The 21095-nt window shown below is 69.3% G+C and carries 20 protein-coding genes; 14 read left to right on the top strand and 6 right to left on the bottom strand.

The genetic code is table 11. The features are described from left to right. Window positions 1-56 precede the first annotated feature (56 nt). From H4N58_RS14355 to H4N58_RS14330, 6 genes are all read left to right on the top strand, one after another. Complete coding sequence (locus H4N58_RS14355; protein WP_167004270.1) at window positions 57-1463, top strand: glutamate decarboxylase; 1407 nt, start codon at window positions 57-59, stop codon at window positions 1461-1463. Window positions 1464-1490: 27 nt separating this feature from the next. Further along, the gene (locus tag H4N58_RS14350; protein WP_167004268.1) at window positions 1491-2165 is read left to right on the top strand and encodes a hypothetical protein; all 675 of its coding nucleotides are present in this window, start codon (window positions 1491-1493) and stop codon (window positions 2163-2165) included. A 35-nt stretch (window positions 2166-2200) separates the two neighbouring features. After that, the gene (locus H4N58_RS14345; protein WP_167004267.1) at window positions 2201-3220 is read left to right on the top strand and encodes a linear amide C-N hydrolase; all 1020 of its coding nucleotides are present in this window, start codon (window positions 2201-2203) and stop codon (window positions 3218-3220) included. 166 nt (window positions 3221-3386) lie between these two features. Further along, complete coding sequence (locus H4N58_RS14340; protein WP_167250091.1) at window positions 3387-6005, top strand: LuxR C-terminal-related transcriptional regulator; 2619 nt, start codon at window positions 3387-3389, stop codon at window positions 6003-6005. A 172-nt stretch (window positions 6006-6177) separates the two neighbouring features. Beyond that, window positions 6178-7848: a benzoylformate decarboxylase gene (gene mdlC, locus H4N58_RS14335; RefSeq protein ID WP_167004263.1), complete on the top strand. Its 1671-nt coding sequence runs from the start codon at window positions 6178-6180 to the stop codon at window positions 7846-7848. 188 nt (window positions 7849-8036) lie between these two features. After that, the gene (locus H4N58_RS14330) at window positions 8037-8213 is read left to right on the top strand and encodes a hypothetical protein (protein WP_167004261.1); all 177 of its coding nucleotides are present in this window, start codon (window positions 8037-8039) and stop codon (window positions 8211-8213) included. A gap of 98 nt (window positions 8214-8311) precedes the next feature. Here the strand turns inward: H4N58_RS14330 and H4N58_RS14325 are convergent, their stop codons facing one another. The 3 genes from H4N58_RS14325 to H4N58_RS14315 are packed head-to-tail and all read right to left on the bottom strand — an operon-like array spanning window position 8312 to window position 10573. Continuing rightward, window positions 8312-9553: an RNA polymerase sigma factor gene (locus H4N58_RS14325; protein WP_167004259.1), complete on the bottom strand. Its 1242-nt coding sequence runs from the start codon at window positions 9551-9553 to the stop codon at window positions 8312-8314. Between the two features lie 10 nt (window positions 9554-9563). Beyond that, window positions 9564-9935 (bottom strand): YciI family protein, encoded by a 372-nt coding sequence (locus H4N58_RS14320; protein ID WP_167250093.1) that lies wholly within the window; start codon window positions 9933-9935, stop codon window positions 9564-9566. Window positions 9936-9958: 23 nt separating this feature from the next. After that, window positions 9959-10573, bottom strand: coding sequence for a DUF998 domain-containing protein (locus H4N58_RS14315; RefSeq protein WP_167004254.1), 615 nt, complete (start codon window positions 10571-10573; stop codon window positions 9959-9961). 196 nt (window positions 10574-10769) lie between these two features. Between H4N58_RS14315 and H4N58_RS14310 the strand changes: the two genes are divergently transcribed. The 3 genes from H4N58_RS14310 to H4N58_RS14300 all read left to right on the top strand — a co-directional run bounded on the left by H4N58_RS14310 (window position 10770) and on the right by H4N58_RS14300 (window position 12504). Beyond that, the gene (locus H4N58_RS14310) at window positions 10770-11240 is read left to right on the top strand and encodes a hypothetical protein (protein WP_243842991.1); all 471 of its coding nucleotides are present in this window, start codon (window positions 10770-10772) and stop codon (window positions 11238-11240) included. 62 nt (window positions 11241-11302) lie between these two features. After that, the gene (locus tag H4N58_RS14305) at window positions 11303-12142 is read left to right on the top strand and encodes an alpha/beta fold hydrolase (RefSeq protein WP_167250094.1); all 840 of its coding nucleotides are present in this window, start codon (window positions 11303-11305) and stop codon (window positions 12140-12142) included. 194 nt (window positions 12143-12336) lie between these two features. Next, window positions 12337-12504, top strand: a complete 168-nt coding sequence (locus H4N58_RS14300) for a hypothetical protein (protein WP_167004249.1) — start codon at window positions 12337-12339, stop codon at window positions 12502-12504. A 20-nt stretch (window positions 12505-12524) separates the two neighbouring features. On the opposite strand, the gene H4N58_RS14295 is transcribed toward H4N58_RS14300, so the two are convergent. Continuing rightward, window positions 12525-13232, bottom strand: coding sequence for a GAF and ANTAR domain-containing protein (locus H4N58_RS14295; RefSeq protein WP_167250096.1), 708 nt, complete (start codon window positions 13230-13232; stop codon window positions 12525-12527). Between the two features lie 228 nt (window positions 13233-13460). Here H4N58_RS14295 and H4N58_RS14290 point away from each other — a divergent pair, with 228 nt between their 5' ends. The 4 genes from H4N58_RS14290 to H4N58_RS14275 all read left to right on the top strand — a co-directional run bounded on the left by H4N58_RS14290 (window position 13461) and on the right by H4N58_RS14275 (window position 18048). Next, the gene (locus H4N58_RS14290) at window positions 13461-15668 is read left to right on the top strand and encodes a glycoside hydrolase family 15 protein (RefSeq protein ID WP_167250098.1); all 2208 of its coding nucleotides are present in this window, start codon (window positions 13461-13463) and stop codon (window positions 15666-15668) included. 70 nt (window positions 15669-15738) lie between these two features. Continuing rightward, complete coding sequence (locus tag H4N58_RS14285) at window positions 15739-16764, top strand: zinc-dependent alcohol dehydrogenase family protein (RefSeq protein WP_167250100.1); 1026 nt, start codon at window positions 15739-15741, stop codon at window positions 16762-16764. 77 nt (window positions 16765-16841) lie between these two features. Next, complete coding sequence (locus tag H4N58_RS14280) at window positions 16842-17393, top strand: RNA polymerase sigma factor (protein ID WP_167004239.1); 552 nt, start codon at window positions 16842-16844, stop codon at window positions 17391-17393. Between the two features lie 88 nt (window positions 17394-17481). Further along, entirely contained in the window at window positions 17482-18048 is a 567-nt protein-coding gene (locus H4N58_RS14275; protein ID WP_167250102.1) for a hypothetical protein, read from the top strand. A 212-nt stretch (window positions 18049-18260) separates the two neighbouring features. On the opposite strand, the gene H4N58_RS14270 is transcribed toward H4N58_RS14275, so the two are convergent. Continuing rightward, window positions 18261-18962, bottom strand: a complete 702-nt coding sequence (locus H4N58_RS14270; protein WP_167004234.1) for a GAF and ANTAR domain-containing protein — start codon at window positions 18960-18962, stop codon at window positions 18261-18263. Between the two features lie 146 nt (window positions 18963-19108). On the opposite strand from H4N58_RS14270, the gene H4N58_RS14265 reads away from it, so the two are divergent. Then, complete coding sequence (locus tag H4N58_RS14265; protein ID WP_167004232.1) at window positions 19109-19399, top strand: hypothetical protein; 291 nt, start codon at window positions 19109-19111, stop codon at window positions 19397-19399. Between the two features lie 39 nt (window positions 19400-19438). Here the strand turns inward: H4N58_RS14265 and H4N58_RS14260 are convergent, their stop codons facing one another. Further along, window positions 19439-21094 carry an FAD-dependent oxidoreductase gene (locus tag H4N58_RS14260; protein WP_167250104.1) on the bottom strand — a complete coding sequence of 552 codons (1656 nt, stop codon included), beginning with the start codon at window positions 21092-21094 and terminating at the stop codon, window positions 19439-19441. Window position 21095: the final 1 nt, after the last annotated feature.

The following is a 21095-nucleotide window of genomic DNA, read 5'->3' as shown; positions in this document are numbered from 1 at the left end:
CGGCCCGCACCGGCTGCGGGCCGCGAACAATCACTCGTCACCGAGAGAGGACACCCATGTCCGTCAGACACACCAACGCTCGCCAGACCACCAACATCGGCGAATCGCTCATCGTCAACCCCGTCTTCGTGCGCCCGGGGGAGGCCACGGAGATGCCGAAGTTCGAGATGCCCGACCGTGCGAGCCTCCCTGAGACCGCGTACCAGATCGTCCACGACGAGGCGATGCTCGACGGCAACGCGCGGCTCAACCTCGCGACGTTCGTCTCCACGTGGATGGACGACGAGGCGAAGAAGCTCTACACCGAGACCGCCGACAAGAACATGATCGACAAGGACGAGTACCCCCAGACGGCGGCCATCGAGGAGCGCTGCTGGCGGATCCTCGCCGACCTCTGGCACGCGCCGGACGGCGCCGCCACGATCGGGACGTCGACGATCGGCTCGTCGGAGGCCTGCATGCTGGGCGGTCTCGCCCTGAAGCGGCACTGGCAGACCCGGCGCCGCGAGGAGGGCAAGTCGGTCGAGTCGCCGAACCTCGTGCTCTCGACCGGCGTCCAGGTGTGCTGGGAGAAGTTCTGCAACTACTTCGAGGTCGAGCCCCGCTGGGTCCCGGTCTCGGAGGAGCATCTCGTACTCGACGGCCACGACCTGGAGAAGTATGTCGACGAGAACACGATCGGCGTCGTCGGGATCATGGGGCAGACCTACACCGGCATGTACGAGCCGATCGCCGAGATCGCGAAGAAGCTCGACGAGATCCAGGCCGCGACCGGGTTGGACGTGAAGATCCACGTCGACGGCGCCTCGGGGGCGATGATCGCCCCGTTCTGCCAGCCCGAGCTCGAGTGGGACTTCCGTGTCGAGAGGGTCGTCTCGATCAACACCTCCGGCCACAAGTACGGCCTGGTCTATCCGGGAGTCGGGTGGATCGTCTGGCGCGACACCGAGGCCCTGCCCGAGAGCATGGTGTTCCACTGCAGCTATCTCGGTGGGAACATGCCCACGCTCGCGCTCAACTTCTCGCGTCCGGGCGCGCAGGTGCTCCTGCAGTACTACATGTTCCTGCGCCTCGGTCGCGACGGCTATCGCGAGGTCCAGCAGAGCTCCCTCGACGTGGCGCAGTACCTCTCGTCCGCCATCGAGAACATCGGTCCCTTCACGCTCGTGAGCAGGGGCGACACCATCCCCGTCTTCGCGTGGAAGCTGAAGCCGGACCACACCGCCAACTGGAACCTGTACGACCTGTCGGACCGGCTGCGGATGAAGGGCTGGCTCGTCCCGGCGTATCCGCTCGCCGACGACCTCGCCGAGGTCACGGTTCAGCGCATCGTCGTACGGGCCGGGCTGAGCCACGACCTGGCCAATGCACTCCTACGGGACCTCGAGGGTGAGGTCGCCTACCTCGACGGCCTCAAGGCTCCACTGCCCCGCGAGGTCGCAGGTGCGCACTTCCATCATTGAGATCGCCATCATCGACGGCGAGCTGCCATGAGCGAGATCGCACAGAGCTCGTCGCTGCAACGGGCGGCGCTGACACCGACGCTCACCAAGCAGTGCGTGGGGTTCATGATCGGCTCCGCGCTCTTCGCCCTGGGGTCTGCCCTCGCGCTGGGCGACTGGGCGTCGGCCGCGACGTCGAACATGTGCTACTTCGTCGGCGCCTGGTTCTTCACGGCTGCGGGCCTGGCCCAGCTGCTCATGAGCGGGGCCGTGACCGTACCGGTGTCCTACGGGAGGGGGACGATGGTGCGGGCGGAGTGGCTGGCGGCCGCGACCCAGTCCTTCGGCACCGTGCTTTTCAACGTGAGCACGACGGCCGCGCTCGAGGCGAGGACCGTCTCCGCGCAGAAGCACTTCGTCTGGTCGCCCGACGCGGGCGGGTCGGTGGCGTTCCTCGTGAGCGGTGTTTTCGTGATCGTCGCCTACAACCACCTCAACAAGGCATGGAGTCCAGGCGAGCGACAGTGGTGGTCGGCCCAGATCAATCTTGTCGGGTGCGTGGCATTCGCGATCTCGGCGGTGGGCGCCTACATCCTGCCCGGTGGGGATTCTGTCAACAATGCCGTGGCAAACGTCGGCACTCTGATCGGTGCGGTGTGTTTCTTCATGGCGTCGTTCATTGTTCTGCCGCGGCGTGAAAGGAGCCGAGAAAGCCACTCGTGATGTCCAGCATTTCGTACACCTGAAAGCGAGAAGATATGTGCACGAGAGTCATTTGGCCGGACGCCGCCGGATCGGTGATCGTCGGTCGCAACATGGACTACCACCGCGACCTGGGGACCAACCTCTGGAAGCTGCCGCGCGGCATCTCCCGCGACGACGGAGTGAAGGGCGAGCTCACCTGGACGGCGAAGTACGGGAGCCTGGTCGCCACGGCGTTCGACATGATCTCGGTCGACGGCATCAACGAGGCGGGGCTCTCGGGGCACGTCCTGTGGCTCGCCGAGTCGACGTACGAGCCGCGTGACGAGTCGCGGCCCGCGCTAAGCCAGGCCGTCTGGCTCCAGTACTTCCTGGACAACCATGCGACCGTCGCGGAGGTGGTCGCGTGGATCCAGGGCAACGACGCACAGGTGGTTCAGCTGACCGACCCGTCGAGCGGCGAGGTCCCGGCGATCCACCTGGCGCTGGACGACGCGACCGGCGACTCGGTGATCATCGAGTACATCGACGGCAACGCGCAGATCCACCACGGTCGCGACTACAAGGTGATGACGAACTCGCCGACCTTCGACAAGCAGCTCGAGCTGGTCGCGCATGTCGACGGGCTGGGGGGTGACAAGCCGCTCCCGGGCTCGACGCTTGCCACCGACCGCTTCGCCCGTGCGCTCTACTACGTCGGTCGGCTGTCGCAGCCGCAGTCGCAGGTCGAGGCGATCGCGGCGATGTTCAGCGTGATCCGCAACGCGGCACAGCCGTTCCGCGTGCCCGACCCGGGCAAGCCTGACGCCTCGCAGACGATCTGGCAGGTGGTCGCCGACCTCACGAACAAGCGGTACGTGTTCGAGTCGACGACCCGCCCCAACATCGTGTGGGTGGACCTGGCCGACCTCGACTTCAGTGAGGAGTCGCCCACGCTCAAGCTCGATCTGCTGAGCAAGCTCGCGCTCGAGGGCGGGATCGCCGGCAACGTCAGCGACAAGTTCGAGGATGACGGCGCGCTCAACTTCCTGACGTTGGCGATGGTCGACGCGCTCAAGGCCGGCGCGAAGGACTGAGGTCTCGCTCCTCCTGTGCTCCTGGTTGTCGGGACAGGGGCACAGGAGGAGTGAGCGGCTTACCGTGCGGGGCTGACAGATCCCGCGATAATTCATGACATGGATAAATACGGCGTGTCATCGGGGCGCGCTCTCCATGAACGGACTCTCGGGGGCGAGGATGAGCGTGGGCGTAGCCAGCTCAGAGCAGAGGATGGCGCCGAGCGGAGGCGGGTTCCGGTACGCGGTCCCGCGGTTGCCGCGGCCGTTGGCCAAGCGGGGGAGGCTGCTCGAGCGCCTCGACTCACAGGTCCCGCTCGTGGTCGTACGAGGGCCGGTCGGCATCGGGAAGACCACGCTCGTCGCCCAGTGGATCGCCTGCCTACCTGACGTCGCCGATGCCGCGTGGGTGACCCTGGACAGGGACGCCCGTAGCGCCGACGACCTCTGGGAAGAGGTGCATCAGGCGCTGGCCGTGACCGGCGTCCTCGCCTCTGACGCCGATGACATCGGGGCACGTCTGGCGATCCGACGCGCGCTCCACGCCTGGGCCGCCCCGGTGATCCTTGTGGTCGAGGCGTACGAGCGCGTCCACGGGGACGAGGCTCACCGCGAGATCGCCGAGATGCTCCGTCAGTGCCCGAACCTCCGTGTCATCGCGTGCACCCGAGACGACGGCCGGCTTCGTGAGGCGTGCCGACAGCAGGGCGTCGAGTCGGACGTCATCGACGTGCGTGACCTCCTGCTGACCCGGGAGGAGACGCACGCGCTCTTCGAGTCGTTCGGACTCGCGCTCCCGCCCGCGAGGTTGGCTGACCTGCACCGCGAGACGGGCGGGTGGCCGGCGATCCTGTGGACGATTGGCAACGCCCTCGCGCACGAGCCCTCCCCATGGACGCTGCCGGTCGACGAGGTCGTCCGACATCATGCCCACGAGTGGGTACGCAGCGAGGTGCTCCCGGCGCTGGCGCCGCTGGCCTCGAGCGAACGGGTCTTCCGGATGACGGTCCCCGCTCGGCTCGACGACGAGGTCGCCCGCTTCGTGAACGGAGGCGACGATCCGCGGCCCGTCCTCGACTGTCTCGTCTCCCACGGCCTTCTGGTCTCGACGCCGACCGCGCCGACGCCGACCTACGTCTGGCCTCGGCTCGTCCGCTCCGCGCTCCTGTCCCTGTTCGTGTCGGAGCGGCCCCAGGTCGTCAGGCGCCTCGACAGCGAGCTGGCCGACTGGTTCCGCGCTCACGGGGATCACGCCCACGCCTTGGCGCACGCGCTCGCGGCGGACGACCTCGATCGCGCTCACGAGACGGTCGAGGAGGGCTGGCTCAGTCTGCTGGCCGTCGACCAGGACGGGCTCGAGGCCTTCTTCACCCGGCTCCCTGCCGCTGATCTCCCGCAGCGCCCCAAGCTTCGGGCGATCCATGAGCTGGTCGAGTCGTTGCGTGGAGACGGTGCGGCGGCGTCGGAAGGCCCGGTCCTGCTCGGCCGTACGGAGCTCGAGCTGATCGGTCGGTCGAGCGACCCGCGGTGCGCGCTGGACGACGGGCTCCTCTCGCTCCTCTCGCTGCGCCGGCACGGCGACCTCGGTCAGGCCCGCGACATCGCCGTACGCCTCACCTCGATCGCGGCGGCGGCGCGGGGCGCGTCGTCCGACCACGTCGGGGACCTGCTCTGCCCGGTCTTCAAGGAGACCGGCATCCTCCATCTGGTCGCAGGTGAGACGCGCGCCGCCAAGGAAGCCCTGACGTGGGCGTACGAGACGGCCTCGTCGTCTCGCATACCGGGGGCTGCGCGCGACGTGAGCGCCGCCCTCGCCCTGACCCTCGCGGTCGACGGTGACGTCGCCGAGGCCGAGGCGTGGATCGCTCAGCACGCGAAGCTGTCAGAGACGAGCCTCGATGCCGAGGCGCCGAGCGAGCAGGACGTCAGCACCGCGATGGCCCTGGTGGGGGTGGAGCGCCTCGACCGACGACTCGTCAAAGAGGCGTTGGAGCGCGGGCTCCGACCGCCGGAGGCCTCGAACGAGCTGTGGTTCCACGAGCTGTACGCACGCGGGCAGGTCGCTCTCCTGTGGGGAGACCGCATCGGGATGTTGCACCGCATCGCGGCTGAGAGGTCGCGCCGTGGGCGCAGGGTCGTCGCGGGATCGCTCGCCGAGGCCGTGGTGGCCGCCGTCGAGGTCGACCTCCTGATCTCGCTGCAGTGCGCGTCGCGTGCCAGCGGACTCCTGGCCTCCATCGAGTCGGACCACCCGATCGTCGACCTGGCCCGTGCGCGGCTCGCGCTCGTCGTCGGCGACCACCGCACAGCCCAGCGGATCGCGGGATCGCGCCGTTGGGACGACCGCTGCAGCAGCCGCGTGCGTACGGACCTGAACCTCACCTACACCGCGGCCGTCCTCGCGGGAGGGGACGAGGGCGAGGCGCTCGCAGACTTCGGTCGCGCGCTCTCGATGGCCGACGGCGGGATCTACAGGCCTTTCGCGATGATCCCGCGCGACCTGCTGACCGCCGCGGCGGGACAGCTTCCCACGCTGGCCACGGTGGTCGCGGCGCTGGACGACGCTCACGTACGGGATGTGCTCCCCAGGCAGCTCGAGATCGTCGAGCTGACTCCTCGGGAGGAGGTCGTCCTCGCGGAGATCGCGACCGGCCGCACCATCGATGACATCGCCCAGACCCTGCACGTCTCGGTGAACACCATCAAGTCCCAGACCCGCAGCCTCTATCGCAAGCTCGGTGTCCGCTCGCGCGACGAGGCCGTTCACGCGGCGGCGATCCGCGGGATGCTCGACCCCTCCCGCTGACGGGGCTCCCAGGGGGTGAAGCCGTGGGTGAAGTCTCCGATCTGGGATGGTCTGCCCCTGTGTCGTACGGCGTAATAGTTGCAGGGGATGAATCAGCCGGAAACGGTGACTTGCCTCGGGGGGGCGGGGCCTCGGATTGGGGGATCTGAGGCCCCGCCTGACGTTTGCGCCCATGTCGCGACGCGGCAGCTGCGCCGAAGGGAGAACGGTGTCCACGACAGTGCGAGAGGCTACGTTCCAGCTGTTGCGTGAGCTGGGGATGAGAACAGTCTTCGGAAATCCGGGTTCGACGGAGGAGACTTTCCTCAAGGATTTCCCCGAGGACTTCACCTACGTCCAGACCCTCGCTGAGGCATCGGCGGTGGGGATCGCAGATGGCTTCGCCCAGGCCAACCGTGTGCCGGCCCTCGTGAACGTGCACACCGCCGCGGGTCTCAGCAACGGGATGTCCAACATTCTCACTGCATCGATGAACCGCACGCCACTGATCATCACCGCAGGCAACCAGACGCGCGACATGCTCCTGATGGAGCCGTGGCTGACCAATATCGAACCGACCGAGCTGCCCAAGCCTTGGGTGAAGTGGAGCTACGAGCCGGTCCGTGCGGGCGACGTCCCGGCGGCCTTCATGCGGGCGTACGCGGTCGCGACGCAGCCACCGGCCGGCCCCGTCTTCTTGTCGATCCCGCTCGACGACTGGGACCAGACCGCGGACGGCGTGGCGGTCGTCCGCTCGGTCGCGACCAGGACCGCGCCCGACCCGGAGCGGATCGCTGACTTCTGCGCGCAGCTCTCCGCTGCGGTGAATCCCGTCCTGATCTTTGGCTCGGCGATCGCCCGAGGCCGAGGATGGGACCAGGCGGTCGCGCTCGCGGAGAAGATGGGCGCTCCGGTGTGGGCGGCGCCAGCCTCGGAACGGCCTCCGTTCCCCGAGAACCACCCTCTTTATGCGGGAGGGCTCCCGTTCGCGATCGGTCCGCTCTCGGAGAAGCTCAGCGGCCACGACGTGGCCCTCGTGATCGGTGCACCGGTGTTTCGCTACTACCCGTACGTGGCCGGACCGTACCTTCCTGCCGGGCTTCGGCTGCTGCACGTCACCGACGACCCGGTGGAGGCGGCGAAGGCCCCGGTCGGGGACAGCCTGCTCGGCGACGCGGTCCTCACGCTGGAGGCTCTCGCGGCCGATGTCGCCGCTCGGACAGCGCCTTCGAGCAGTGTCGTCACGCAGCCGCACCGCCTCGCGCCGCATCCGGCCGCCCCCGCTGGCGAGGCCGAGGCGCGAGACGCCAGGCTCACCCCGCTCGCGTTGTTCCGGACCCTGCGCGCAGCGGCGCCAGCCGAGACCGTCCTCGTCGAGGAGTCGCCCTCGAACCTGGGTGAGCTTCACGCGGCCTGGCCGGTCGAGCGCCCCGACTCGTTCTTCACGTTCGCCTCCGGAAGCCTCGGCTGGAACCTCCCCGCATCGGTCGGGATCGCGATGGCCGAGCGCGACAGCGGCCGCAACCGTCCCGTCCTCGCCGTCATCGGCGACGGATCGCTGCAGTACTCGATCCAGGCGCTGTGGACCGCAGCGCAGCACGCGCTGCCGGTCGTCGTGGTGGTGCCCCGCAACGCCGAGTACGCGATCCTCAAGTCGTTCGCTGTGCTCGAGGAGACTCCGGGAGTCCCCGGCCTCGACATCCCGGACCTGGACATCGTCGCGCTCGCGAACGGCTACGGCTGTCACGGCGTCCTCGCTGAGACCTCCGACGACGTCAGCTCGGCCCTTGCCGCAGCGTTCGACCGCTCCGGCCCCACGGTGATCGTGGTGCCGGTGACACCGACGGTGCCGCCGCTGATCTGAGCTGTCGCTAGCCGGTAGCGCGGCCGAGCAGGTAGTCGCGCTCGACGGTCGGATCACGTTGTTCTCCACCGCACTCGACCTCACCGCCCGGAACCGCCCGGAGGCCGTGATCTCGGCATCCCGGCAAGACCTTCATGGTCCTGGACGACGAAGACGACGAGGTTGAGTACGACGATGAGGATGAAGAAGTGGGCGCCGAGGGCCCGATCATGTCGGTCTTCGGGCGCCATGACTTCGTCGTGCACGACGATGATGCCGTGGTCGCCGCCGGACGTGAGGCGTACATGCGGGCGTGGCCGAACGAAGAAGACGAAGACGACGACTCCGAGGGCAACCCGTTCGAGCTCGTGGCTTCCGAAGAGTGAGTCGGCGCGCCGGCACGTCCTCGCCCTACTCGAGCCCTTCGAGGGCCTGGATCTGTGAAGGCGCCAGCGAGGAGAGCGCTCGACAGTGCGTAGACCGTCTAGTGCGCCTCCGCGCGGCCGAGCAGGTAGTCACGCTCGACCGCGTTGTGCGTGAGCTCCGCGGCCTCGCGGAAGGCGACGGCCGCTTCCGAACGACGCCCGAGCTCGTCGAGCAGGTGCGCCCGTACGGCCCGTACGCGCTGCCGCGTCAGGGCGTCACCGCTGAGACCGAAGCGCCGGTCGAGGTCGTCGAGCAGGTCGAGCCCACGCTGGGCGCCGAAGGCTCGGGCGACCGCGACGACACGGGAGAGTCGTACGGGACCGGTCGGGGTGAGGCGCTCGAGCCAGAGATAGAGCGCGGCGATCTGCGGCCAGTCCGTCGCGTCGTCGCGAGGCGCCGTGTCGTGGACGGCGGCGATGGCGGCCTGGAGCTGGTACGGCCCGACCTCCCGCTGCGCCCACGCGCGTTTGAGGATCTGCTCGCCCTCGGCGATCATCGTGCGGTCCCACCGGCTGCGGTCCTGCTCGTCCAGCGGCACGAGACGGTGCTCGCCGTCGGTGCGGGCGTCCCGCCGAGCCTCGGTCAGCAGGAGGAGAGCGAGCAGGCCGGCGACCTCGGGGTCGTCCGGCGTCTGCGCGAGGGCCGTCCGCGTGAGACGAATCGCCTCCGCGCTGAGGTCGATCCGGCCGAGGTCGTCCCCGGAGCTGGCGGTGTAGCCCTCGTTGAAGATCAGGTAGAGGGCGCGCAGGACGGAGGCCATGCGTGACGCGCGGTCGGCACTGGAGGGGGCGACAAGGCGGGTCCCCTCTCGGACGAGCTGGTGCTTGGCCCTGCTGATCCGGGTGCCCATGGTGGCCTCGGAGGTGCCGTACGCGTGTGCGATCTCCGCGGTCGTCAGTCCGCCGACCGCGCGCAACGTGAGCGCGACCTGCGAGGTCGGGCTGAGCGTGGGGTGGCAGCACAGCAGGAGCACAGTGAGGCTGTCGTCGTCCTCGATCACGGCAGGTCGCCGGTCCGGCTCTCGGTCGGCCAGCTCGGACGTCCCGACGAGTCGTTCGCGCCGGTGCCGTGCCTGCTCGGAGCGCAGGATGTCGACCATCCGTCGGTAGCCGATCCGGATCAGCCACCCGCGCGGGTCGACCGGCACGCCGTCCGCCGGCCACTGCCGGGCCGCCGCGAGGAGCGCTTCTTGGACCGCGTCCTCGGCGACGTCGAAGCGGCTGAACCGTCGTGCGAGCGCGCCGAGCACCTGCGGCGCCTCGCTGCGCAGCAGGTTCTCGATCGACCTCTCCTCGGACATGGACCCGACCTCAGGCGGCGTAGTCGTCGCCCATGATCGGCCGGATCTCCATGGGTTCACCGAGGACGTCGACCATCCGGCCGACGATCTCGACCGCCCGCTCCTGGCTCGCGCAGTCGATGACCGCGAAGCTCGCCAGGACCTCCTTCAGCTCGGCGAACGGCCCGTCGGTGGCGACGACCCCACCGTCTGCCTTGCGGACGGTCGTCGTCACGGCGGGGTGTCCAAGCCCTTCGCTCGTCACGAACTCCCCGGTCTCGCGGAGCTCGGCCTCGAACTTCTGGTACGCCTCGAAGGCGGCGAACGCCTCCTCCGAGGGGACGTCGGCGGTGGCCGCGTCCCAATCGGCCGATGGCGTGTAGCTGAGAAGCAGGTACTTCATGAGGTTCCTCCTGGGCGGGACGGTCACGAGGCGAGACGGCGAAGGTGCAGGGCGTACGCCGACACCCATCCGAAGGCGACCAGGCCGGTGACGGCGATCTGGATGCTCGCGTGGGTCGGCGACACGGGGACGAGCAGGATCACGGCGGCGAGTCCGCTGCCGATCGCGGGCAGCGTACGACGCGCGCCGATCGCGCGCACGGTCAGCACGACGCAGGCGACGGCGAGCGCGGTGAACGCGACCGCGGCAGCTCCGGAGTGCACCACGCTGTGCCAGGACATCTCCGGCGCCGGGGCGTCCGGGGTGCCGGCCGGGAAGGCGTACTGCGGGTCCATCACGAACAGGCCGGCGACGGCCAGTCCGCCCCCGAAGACGCCGATGAGGATCGGCAACCAGCGCCGACCGACGCCGGTGGTCACGAGGCGGCGGTGTGCCACGGCGAGGCCGAGCACGCCGAGACCGGCGATGACGAACGTCGCCCTCTGGACCCAGCCGAGGTCGCCGGTCGAGAGCTGGCTGATCGGGTGCTCGCGCAGGTCGAACCCGTCACGCGTGACCATCTGCGCGATCGCGGAGGTGTAGAACACGGGGCCTGCGAGGGCTGCCGCGGCAAGGAGCCGCCGGGTGGGTGTGCTCATGGTCTGCCCTTCCTGGAGACGCCGTCTGGAGTCGCCGTCACCGCCACCTCGTTGCGGCCGCGAGGATCTCGACATCGCGCGCCAGGTGATCTGGATCACGTCACGCGCTCATGTCGCGATGTCGAGACCGGCGAACCGGCTCCGAGGTATCAGTGACGGCACCCCTCGGGGTGCGCACCACTGGAGAGGAGCTCGCATGAGCACGAAGGACACGACGGCCGCCGACATCGACGCGTACGGGATGGAGGCGCCGCCTGCACCGAGCAAGGCGCTCGTCGCACTCGATCGCCTGGTCGGGACCTGGGAGGTGACCGGCGGCGCCGAGGGCGTCGTCACCTACGAGTGGATGGACGGCGGCTACTTCTTGATCCAACGCGTCGAGCTGTCACAGTTCGGGCAGGCGACGACGGGGTTCGAGGTCATCGGCAACCTCCGTCCGTTCGGTGAGCCGGCAGGGGATGATGTCGTCTCGCGGTTCTACGACTCGACCGGCAACACGCTCGACTACGTGTACGAGCTCGACGGCGACACGCTGACGATCTGGGCGGGCGCCAAGGGGAGCCCCGCGTACTTCCGTGGCACCTTCACCGACGGTGACCGCAGCATGGCGGGGGAGTGGGTCTATCCGGGAGGCGGCGGCTACCCGTCCACCATGACCAGGCGCTGACCGTACGATCGGGCATCACGGCCGCGTTCGTCAGCGGCACCGGCGAAGACGGGCGGTTCGGCATGCCTCTCCATGCTCCTGACGGGACGCTGTTGGCCTACCGCTGCATCGGGGCTGGCGCGCCGCTCGTCTGCGTCCCGGGTGGCCCGATGCTCCCGGCTGACTATCTCGGAGACCTCGGTGGCCTGAGTGATCACGCCGAGCTCGTCCTCGTCGACCCCCGAGGGAGCGGTGCCTCGGGGACGCCGGCGGACCCGGCGACGTACCGGTGCGACCGGCTCGTCGACGACCTCGAGACGCTCCGCCTCCATCTCGGGCTCGACCGCGTCGCTCTGCTCGGGCACTCGGCCGGGGCGAACGTCGTGTTCCGTTATGCCGAGCGCTATCCCGACCGCGTGGATCGGCTGGTGCTGGTGACACCGAGCACGCGGGCCGTCGGTGTCGAGATTAGCGACGAGGCGCGGTCGGAGGTGGCGCGGTCTCGCTCGGCTGAGCCCTGGTACGACGCTGCCGCAGCCGCACTGGCGCGGGTCCAGTCTGGTGCTGCCGGCGACGGCGACTGGGCGGCGATCACCCCGTTCAGCTACGGGCGCTGGGACGCGGAGGTGGCCGCGTACGACGCCGCGATGGAGGCGTCGCGCAACGCCGTGGCGGCGCAGGCGTTCGGGGCGGACGGGGCGTTCGACCCGCCGGCGACGCGGGCGGCGCTGGCCGCGCTCGACGTCCCGGTCGTGGTCGTCGCCGGCAGCGCGGACGTGGGCAACCCCGTTGACGCGATGTCGGAGGTCGCCGGCCTGTTCCCCCGTGGCGAGCTCGTCGTCCAGGAGGGCGCCGGGCACTTCCCGTGGGTGGACGACCCTGCGTCCTTCCGCACGCTCGCCGTGCGAGCCCTCAGCCGATAGCGGAGGGCACCAGCAGGTGTCACCGCACCAAGCCTTCGACGCCCTCGCGGACGGCGAAGGCAGCGCGGCGAGTCTTCGTACATCGCTCCATCCGCCTGCTCGGCCGAGAGCCGCTTGGGTCCGCTGCAAGTGGGTACCCGTCCAGCACGTCCGGGCGAGGACGCCCGAGGACGGTGGAGACAGGGGGTCAACAGGTGGGACGAAACAAGGACGACGCTGTGTCGGTCGAAGATGCGGCGGCGACGTACGAGAAGCGGAGCAGGCGCGCAGACCGGGTGAGATGGCTGGTGGTGGCGACGGGCTCGATCCTTCTCGCTGCTGTCGTCGCGATCGGGATCGCAGGGCTGGAGCCGCTCGGCTGACGCCAGGCACGCTGGATCGTTCAGTCGTCTGCTCCCCGCTCGTACTCCTGGTTGGTGCTGTCGACGATCTCCTGTGCGATGCCACGGAGCTTGATGTTGCTGGTCGACGACGCGCGAACGAGGAAGTGGAACGCCTGGTCCTCAGTGATCTTGTAGCGCTCGCAGACGATCCCGATGGCCTGCCCGATCACCTTGCGGGTCACCAGCGCATCGTTGAGGTGCTCCTCCTTGCGTGCACGTCCCAGCGCGATGGTCGCGTGGGAGGCGAACAGGGCCGCGAGCTCGACGGCTCCTGCGGCGATCGTGTCGGCGTGGACCGAGTAGAGGTTCAAGCCTCCGAGCGTCTCGTCCTCGTTGAACAGCCGGACGCCCAGCTGGGCGCGCAGGCCGGCCCGTGCGGCAGCCGGCATGTAGTCGGGCCACCTCGGGTCCTCTGCTGCCTTCTCGACCGGCACGATGGGGAACTCGCGGATCGCGTCGACACATGGTCCCTGGCCCAGCTGGTACTGAAGGGTGTCGAGCTCCCAGACCAGCTGGTCGGTGCCGGCGAGCGTCTCGATCTCGCCGTTGCTGTGGGCGACCGAGATGCCGACGTGGTCGAACCCCGGCACGGTGTCGCGCGCGGCCTCGACGATCGCATCGAGAGTGGCTTCGAGCGAGCGGGGCTGGTGGATCGCCCGCGCGGCATCGGTCAGCGCCTGGGCGATCTCGAGAGATCCTGCGTTCATCGCACCTCCTCGCCTGACCGTACTCCGATGCGCTCGAGCCGACACGTCACTGCTGTACGAACCCGTGGTCGCATCGCACGCAAGTCCGTTCTGTCGTGTCTGCACGTCGTCCTCGCGGAGGAGTGGGAGCACCTCCGCCTTGCCCTCCGCGACCTCGACGCAATCGAGGCTCGTGGTTTGTGAAACCGGTCGAGGGGAACCAGTCGGGCAGCGTTACGGAGGTCGCTCATGTCCGCACACCGCCCGATCCCGCATCCTCGCGCCGCTCTGGCGCCCACCGCAGCACTGCTGCTCGGTGCCTCGCTGCTCGCCAGCCCGTCGGCCGCCGCGGCACCCGGTGTTCCCGCACCCGGTGGTCCGGGAGTCAAGAGCACCTGGACCGAGGCCGACAAGACCGGCTTCGGCACCGCGCGCGACCGACGCAGCAACGTGTGGTTCACGCTGCAGCGTGGCCGGGTGAGCGAGGTGTTCTATCCGGACCTGTCGACGCCCAGCGTGCGCAGCCTCGAGCTCGCCGTCACCGACGGTGCCACGTTCACCGACCGCGAGGCCGTCGACATGCGCCCGGCCACCGCCCGTCCTGATGCGCGCAGCCTGCGGTTCCGCCAGGTCGGCGGCCGTCCCGGGCGCTATCGCGTCGTCAAGCAGGTCGTGACCGACCCACGTCGTGCCGCGCTCGTGGTCCGTGTGCGGCTGCAGTCGCTGGACGGTCGCCGCTACCGGCTCTTCGTCCGGCACGACCCGGCGCTGAACAACGGCGGCATGGACGACCGCGCCCGTACGGTCGGCCAGACGCTCGTGGCCTCCGACGGTCAGGTCGCCACCGCGTTGCGTGCGCAGCCGCGGCTCGGAGCGAGCAGCAACGGCTACGCCGGGCTGGCCAGCGACGGGTGGCCAGACCTGCGCGACGACCACAGGCTCGATCGACGTCACCGATCGGCCGGTCCCGGCAACGTCGTCCAGACCGCACGCGTGAGTCGCGTCGACGGGCTGCCCGGTCGGCAGCGCGCGACGCTGACGCTCGGCTTCGGACGAGGTGTGTCCGACGCGCGCGCGACCGCCGCGTCGAGCGCGCGTGTCGGTTGGTCTTCGCTGCAGCGCCGGTACGACCGAGGCTGGCACCGCTACCTCGCCGGCCTGAAGCGAGTGCCGGCGACCGCGGCCCCGGTCAGGCGCCAGTACCTCGCGTCGGCGCTCGTGCTCGCGGCTGCCGAGGACAAGCGCAACCCCGGCGCCGTCGTCGCCTCGCCGTCCGCGCCGTGGGTGTGGGGCGACGAGGTGCCGGACCTGTCGTCGCCGTCCGGCGCCTATCACCTGGTCTGGTCGCGCGACTCGTACGAGTTCGGCAGCGCGATGTGGGCCATGGGCGACGAGGCCGCCGCACGGCGGATCGTCGACTGGCTGTTCCGTGTCCAGCAGAGGCCTGACGGGTCCTTCCCGCAGAACTCCGACGTGCAGGGCACCCCTGTGTGGTCGGAGCTGCAGCTCGACGAGGTGGCACTGCCGATCGTGCTCGCGAGGCTTACCGGCAAGACCGACCGCCGGACGTACGAGGGCGTGAAACGTGCCGCGACCTTCCTCGAGCGCTTCCGCGACGAGGAGACGGGGCGCCCCGCCCCGTACTCGCCCCAGGAACGCTGGGAGAACCAGTCCGGCTACTCGCCGAACTCGATCGCCGCGCAGATCGCGGGTCTCGTGTGCGCCGCTGACATCGCCCGCACGAACGGTGACCCGGCGTCCGCGCAGCGCTGGCTGAGGCTCGCCGACAGCTGGGCGGCGCAGGCGAAGGGCTGGACCGTCACCACCAACGGTCCGCTCTCGACGAACCCGTACTTCCTGCGGCTGACGAAGAACGGCCTGCCCAACACCGCTTCGCCATACCAGATGGGCGACGGCGGGCCCGTGCAGATCGACCAGCGCCGCGTGGTCGACCCCAGCTTCCTCGCTCTCGCACGGTGGGGGATCCTGCCCGCCGACGACCCGGTGATCGCCTCCTCGCTGGCCGTGGTCGACCAGGAGCTGAAGGTGCAGACCCCGAACGGACCGTTCTGGCGGCGGTTCAGCCTCGACGGCTACGGAGAGACGCGCGACGGCGGCCAGTGGGAGATCACCGAGCCAGGCACCTTCACGACCCTCGGTCGCGGTTGGCCGATCCTCACCGGCGAGCGCGGAGAGCAGGAGGTGGCGGCAGGGCGCGACGCGTCCTCGTACCTCGCCACGATCGCGGCGTCAGCCAACGGTGGCGACATGATCTCCGAACAGGTGTGGGACGGTCGGCCACCGACCGGACGGCCATGCTGTACGGCCGGGGAGGGCACCCGTGCGGCGACGCCGCTGGTCTGGTCGCACGGCCTGCTCGTGCGGCTGGCGTGGACGATGCAGCGTGGCCGTCCGGCGGACCAGCAGGCCGTGGTCGCACGGCGCTACCTGGACTGAGCACGACGGACCCGTCCGCCGAGCGCGTCGGTGCGAGGGCGGGGAGAGTGGCGGTGAGGAGGTTACCGACATGCGTGGAGTCATGATGTACGCCCCCGGCGACGTCCGTACTGAGGAGCGAGACGACCCGCAGATCGTCGAGCCGACGGACGCGATCTTGCGATTGACCGCGACTTGTGTGTGCGGGTCAGACCTGTGGCCGTACCGCGGCGTCGAGCCGATGGCCGCATCACCGGCGGCGATGGGGCACGAGTACGTCGGGCTGGTCGAGCAGATCGGGTCGGACGTGAAGAACGTCAAGGTCGGCGACTTCGTCGTCGGCTCGTTCGTCGCTTCCGACAACACGTGCGAGATCTGCCAGGCCGGCTACCAGTCCCGCTGCATCCACCAGGTGATGATGGGCGCGCTCGGGATGCAGGCAGAGCGGGCGCGCGTCCCGCTGGCCGACGGCACGCTCGTCGGGACCCCCGGACAGCCGGATGACGATCTGATCCCGTCGCTGCTCGCCGCGTCCGACGTGCTCGGGACCGGCTGGTACGGGGCGGTCGCCGCCGAGGCCGGTCCGGGCAAGACCATCGCCGTCGTCGGCGACGGTGCGGTCGGTCTCTCGGCGGTGCTCGCGGCGAAGCATCTCGGCGCCGAGCGCATCATCGCCTTCAGTCGGCACCCCGCACGCCAGGCCCTGGCTCGCGAGTTCGGCGCGACCGACATCCTCGAAGAACGCGGCGAGGAGGGCGCGGCGAAGGTGGTCGAGCTCACCGCCGGGTACGGGGCTCACGGGGCGGTCGAGGCTGTCGGCTCCCAGGAGGCGATGTGGCAGGCGATCCGCGCGACGCGCCCCGGCGGGTACGTTGGATACGTCGGTGTCTCCCACGGCGTGGAGCTCGACGGCACGGAGCTGTTCTTCACCAGCGTGCACCTGCACGGCGGGCCCGCCCCGGTGCGCCGGTTCCTCCCTGAGCTCATCCAGCTGATCTGGGACCGTACGATCGATCCCGGCAGGGTCTTCGATCTCGCCCTGCCTCTCGCGGATGCTGCTGAGGCCTACAGGGCGATGGACGAGCGACGAGCGACGAAGGTCCTCCTGACCCTCTGACGTACGGGCCGCCCACCTGATGCCCGAAAATTGTCCCGTTCGGCCATCCAGGCCAGGGTCGGCCGCGAAGCACCCGCATGGACCTTCTCGATCCCGGTGAGCAGACGTTCGGCGTGCGCATCACCCGGAGGGACGAGGCCGCCCTCCGCGAGGCCTACGAGACGTACGCCCCTGTCGTGCTCGCCTACGTGACCAGATATGTCGGCAGGCACGAGGCAGAGGACGTGATGCAGCGCACCTTCCTCGACGTGTGGCGGGGAGCGTCGGGGTACGACCCGAGCCAGCGGTTCACCGGGTGGCTCTTCACGATCGCTCATCACCGTGCGATCGATGCGCTGCGGGCTCGCAGGCATGGGGTCGTCGACCTCGAAGCGCTGCGTGAGCTCGCAGGAGAAGACGGAAGGGACACCGTAAACCGGCTCGCGGATGCCGCGCTCGTCCGGTCCGCCGTCGCGAGGTTGCCCGGGCATGAACGCGCGGTCCTCGAGCTGGCGTACTTCGACGACCTCCCGCTGCGAGAGATCGCCGCGCGCCTCCAGGTCCCCATGGGGACGGTCAAAGCGCGTGCCTTCCGAGGGAAGCGACGGCTGGGAGAGATCTTGAGAGCGGCCGACGAACCTGCGAGATGACGCCTGCCCCCGGCAACCGAACGGGGTCAGCGACCGAAGAACACAGAGACCAGGTATCTGGTCGCCACCAGATGGAGGGATTGTTCGCATGTCGAAACGTACGTTCATCAAGGTCCTCACCGCGTTCCTTGCGGTCGTGGGGTTGGTCGCCATCGGGGTCGGAGCCCCGGCACAGGCACAGGAGCAGCGGCGGGCGAAGGTCGGCTACACGCAGGTCGTCGTCGATCCGGCCGTCTACTCGCTCATCGCAGGCGCAGGGATCACGCCCGCGGCAGTCGGTGGGGCGAAAGCGTTCGCCTACAAGGGCACGCTCGCGGCCCGGTTCCCGATCACCGGCTACTCGCTCAAGAAGGTGCAGATCAAGCACAGCGGCGGGATCAGCCTCACGGCAGGATCCGCCACGATCTCGCTGAGGAAGTTCACCATCGATCTCGGCCGCCAGCGGGTCAGCGGCAAGGTCTCCGGCTCCGTCGGCAACGTGGGGCGCGTCGACCTGTTCAAGATCCGCCGTTCGAACCGCCCAGGGCTGGGCCTGGTCAAGCTGACCTTGACGGGCACTGCTGCTGGTGCGCTCAACTCGACGTTCGGCGTCAACGCGTTCAGCGCCGGCGACACGTTCGGGTACGCGAGCCCGCGGCCGTTCGGGAGATTCTGACTCATGCTCTGGGCCGGTTGGGGGGCAGGCGCGATGCCTCCCACCGGCCCATTGGGCACGTTCCTGCCGTTAGGACCGGGCACAGTGGGGCACCGGACGAGCACTGCTTGGCCGTGGGCGCCAACGGTCGAGCATCAGGCCCGGGCGGGTCGAGAAAACGGACGCCCGGGCTGTCCCTTGTGACATCGCCGCCGCGCGGAGTCGTCGGCGGGCTAGGTGTTGTCAGGCTGGGGGATCTGCCGGGTCGCCACGATGTGCTCGGAAACGGCGAGGAGCCGAGTGTTGGTGATGCTCGAGACACGCTGAAGAAAGCGGAAGGCCCGCGTGGCGTCGAGGTCGTACCGCTCCATGACGATGCCCATCGCCTGGCCGATGACGGTGCGCGTGCGCACCGACCGGCCGAGCTGGTCGATCTGCCGTGAGGAGTCGACGGCCACGGCGATGTGTGCGGCCATGGCAGCACCGACGACCTGGTCAGAGTCGTCGAAGGCGTCGACCTTGTCGGCGTACAGGTTCAGCGCGCCGTAGTCGTCGGCGGTGGTGAAGAGCTGGAAGCACAGGACGCTGCCGAACCCCAGGTCGCGGTTGACCTGCTCGCTCCATCGCGGCCATCGGTCCTCCTGCGAAAGGTCGCGGACCAGCGTGGTCTCGTGGTCGTGGATCGTGTCGAGACACGGGCCCGTACCGATCTTGTACTGCAGGTGGTCGGCCTCTCGCGCTCGCGGCCCGGTGGAGTTGATGGTCTCGATCCGTCCGCCACGGCGGATCAGGCTTATCGCAGCGTCGTCGCAGCCCTCTATCGTCTCAACCGCCAGCTTGAGGGCCTGGTCGAGTGTGTCGGTCTCGTCGCCCTGGTCCCGCAAGGACCGCGCCAGCTCGGCGAACCAGTCGTCAGGATCTTGTCGGCGTGGCATCCCGTCATCGTAATCGTGGTGCGGACGCATGGGGAGAGTGGCTGGCGACCCAAGGTGTGGGCTTAGGTCCCGCAGGCCCGGGTACCGCTTCTTCCTGGAGCAACGGCGCGATAGGGCGCCGGGGCGGGAGGAAGAGGAGTAGGGCGATGCCCCCTAGGAAGAAGGCCGCGAACAGCGGTGGCACACGAGTGACCGACGACAGCCTGCGAGTGCGCCAGGTCACGCACTACCAGTTCAGCTGGGCTGCTGGCGGCGCCGGAGAGGACGGCCTCTGGACGCTTCAGCTGGTGCTCGACGAGGGCGCATGGGAGGAAGTCCTGACGGTCAGTGCGGACGACGCCGACAACCTTCAGGACGTCCTCACCAACACGACCAACGTGTTCTACGACATCGATCGTCGGGTGCTGATGTTCGGCGTGACGAAGACCGGTGACTGACACGCTGCCGAGGACCTCGGTCCGCGGCAGCGCGTCCTTTCAGCGCGAGGCTGCCATGTGGCGCGCGCCGCGGAAGCCGAACACCGCTGCGGGTCCGATGGTCGACCCGGGACCAGGGTAGGTGCGCCCCATCACGGCGGCAGAGTTGTTGCCCGCGGCGTACAGGCCCTCGATGACCGAGCCGTCCTCGCGCAGGACGCGCGCATCGGCGTCGGTGACGACACCGCCCTTGGTGCCGAGGTCGCCGATCACCACCTTGAACGCCGTGAACGGGCCCTTCTCCAGCGGGCCCAGGCACGGGTTGGGGCGAACGAGCGGGTCGCCGTAGTAGCGGTCGTACGCGGAGTTGCCACGGCCGTAGTCGCCGTCGACGCCCGCCTTGGCGAAACCGTTGAAGCGGTCGACCGTCGCGTCGAGACGCGTGGGGTCGACGCCGATCTTGCCGGCGAGCTCGGCGAGCGAGTCGGCCTTCACCATGATCCCTGCCTCGGTCATCTTCTTGTTGAGGCGCGGGTCCATGGCGTACGTCCGCAGATAACGGCGTGCGTGCCGGGTGTCGGCGATGAACCAGTACGGTCCGTCCTTGTCGTGCTCGAGCATGTGGTGCCCGAGGTCGACGTACGACTCCGACTCGTTGGCGAACCGCTCGCCCTTGCCGTCGACGATGATCGAGTACGGGAACGACCGCTCGCCGACGATGAATGCCGCGCCGTGTCCGTCGACGGGCGCGATCGACGCACCCCACCAGGCGTCGTCCATCAGCTCGAGCGCCGCGCCGGCCTTGTAGGCGATCTCGATCGGGCGACCGAGGTTGCCAGGTGCGCCGGACGGGTTGCCCTCGATCCCCTGCAGCTCGCGTCGCATCTGCTTGTTCTGGTCGAACCCGCCGCCAGCGAGCATGACGCCGCGGCGTGCCTCGATCGTGAGGGGCTCGCCGTCGCGGGTGACGCGGACGCCGACCACGTGTCCTTCGTCCATGATCAGGTCCTCGAGCGGCGCGTTTAGCCACAGCGGAGTCTTCTGCTTCTGCACGACCACGTCGACGAAGGAGGCGGCGAAGGCAGCGCCGATGCCGGCGAGCTTCTTGCCGCGCAGGACCCCTCCCGCGGCGCGGAACACGAGCTCGGCGCCGCGCCGGAATCCGGCCGGGGTCGACCATGCCCGTCCCAACAGCCAGACGTCGTCGGTCTTCACCGGCAGGGCCACCGGGGCCTGGCAGGTCTCCCACCACGAGCCGATGCGCTTGACGTCGAACGGCTTGACCTCGACAGCGCGACCGATCTTGCCGCCCGACTTCTCGGGGTAGTAGTCGGCATAGTCCGGTGCGCGCACCAGCTCCACGCCGTACTTCTCGGCCGTCAGGACGAAGTCCTCGACGCCGTCGACGAATGCCTCCTTGCGGGCCCTGTTGCTGGCGGCTCCCGGCTCCCCGACGGTGGCCTCGAGGTAGGCCAGCGCCTCCTCTCGGGAGTCGCCGACGTCGTCACGCTTCATCAGCGGGTTGTTCGGCAGCCACATCCCGCCGCCCGACATCGCCGTGTTGCCGCCCCACTTGTCGGTGCTTTCCAGCACCACGACGCTCAGCCCGGAGTCGGCGGCTGCCATCGCGGTCGACAACCCCGCGGCTCCGGACCCGACGACAACGACGTCGTAGGTGTGGTCGTACGAGGGCGCGGGATGGGGGTTCGCGGGCATG

The organism is Mumia sp. ZJ1417 (assembly GCF_014127285.1).
Lineage (GTDB): Bacteria > Actinomycetota > Actinomycetes > Propionibacteriales > Nocardioidaceae > Mumia.
The sequence above is the reverse complement of the archived record's forward strand: the minus strand, read 5'-3'. Positions and strand labels throughout refer to the sequence as shown.